We start from the raw sequence: 1059 nt of genomic DNA, 5'->3' as shown, positions 1-1059 counted from the left end.
ATCACAACCGCGCAGGTTTTATCTGAAATCACCGCTTCAACACTAGCTAGATCGTTATAGTTCGCGTGCGTAATACCGCCAGGAACAGGCTCAAACCCTTCCGTATATTTAGCTTGGCCTCCTACAGAAACTGTGAACAATGTACGGCCATGAAAACTGCTGTAGAAAGATAGAATTTCGTTTTTATCTTCGCCGTAGTGATCATGCGCGTATTTACGCACTAACTTAAATGCAGCTTCATTTGCCTCTGCTCCTGAGTTCGCAAAGAACACTCGTTCTGCAAATGTTCGTTCTGTCAGCAAGCTCGCTAAACGCAACGCTGGTTCATTTGTCATCACATTACTGACATGCCATAGCTTCTCAGCTTGCTCTTTTAAGGTGCTAACAAGTCTCGGATGCGTATGCCCTAAAGCACTCACTGCTATGCCGCCCGCAAAATCAATATACTCACGACCGTTTTGATCCCAAACACGAGAACCGGCCCCTTTAACAGGAATCACGGCCGAGGGTGCGTAATTCGGCACCATTACTTGATCAAAAACACTTCTATCTAATGGAGTATTCTCAGACATATTTATCTTCTACCTATCATTGTCAATCGCCGTCTTACAAGCCCAGTAAAAGCGACGAGTTGTAACGCTGCACTAAAGATAGCGCAAATATAAAAAATCAGGCGATTTACCACATTAAATCGTCAGGGATTTGATAATCCTTATAAGGATCATCTTCATCAACTTCTTGAGATGCCTTTTCGTTCAACACAACAACAAACTCTGGCTTGCGTTGTTTAATTTTTTCTGCGACTTGGCTGGCTACCACTGCATAACTTTGTGCATCGCGCACGATAGAAAGTCGCCCTTTGGCTAAAGCTGTTTGACTAGCCTCATCGACATAGAGTTTTTGAATTTTGGAACCATCTGCGAATTGGTATCCTAACTCACCATCAACACTCAACTTATTGACCGAGATCAATTGTTTGACCTGCGCGATAATTTCGCGCTCTTTTAACTCTTCATTGCGCTCTGCGTTAAGTTCGCGATCTCTCTCCGCTTTCGCTTG

Annotated in this window: 2 protein-coding genes; both read right to left on the bottom strand. The window is 43.8% G+C overall.

What is annotated here, in order from left to right; translation table 11 throughout:
* A partial coding sequence (locus A3739_RS03690) for an aminotransferase class III-fold pyridoxal phosphate-dependent enzyme (protein ID WP_156502324.1) occupies positions 1-572 on the bottom strand: 572 nt, incomplete at its 3' end.
* Positions 573-678: 106 nt separating this feature from the next.
* On the bottom strand, positions 679-1059 hold a 381-nt coding region (locus A3739_RS03685), incomplete at its 5' end, for a DUF2058 domain-containing protein (RefSeq protein ID WP_068500367.1).

This window comes from Oleiphilus sp. HI0067 (genome assembly GCF_001635735.1).
The sequence above is the reverse complement of the archived record's forward strand: the minus strand, read 5'-3'. Positions and strand labels throughout refer to the sequence as shown.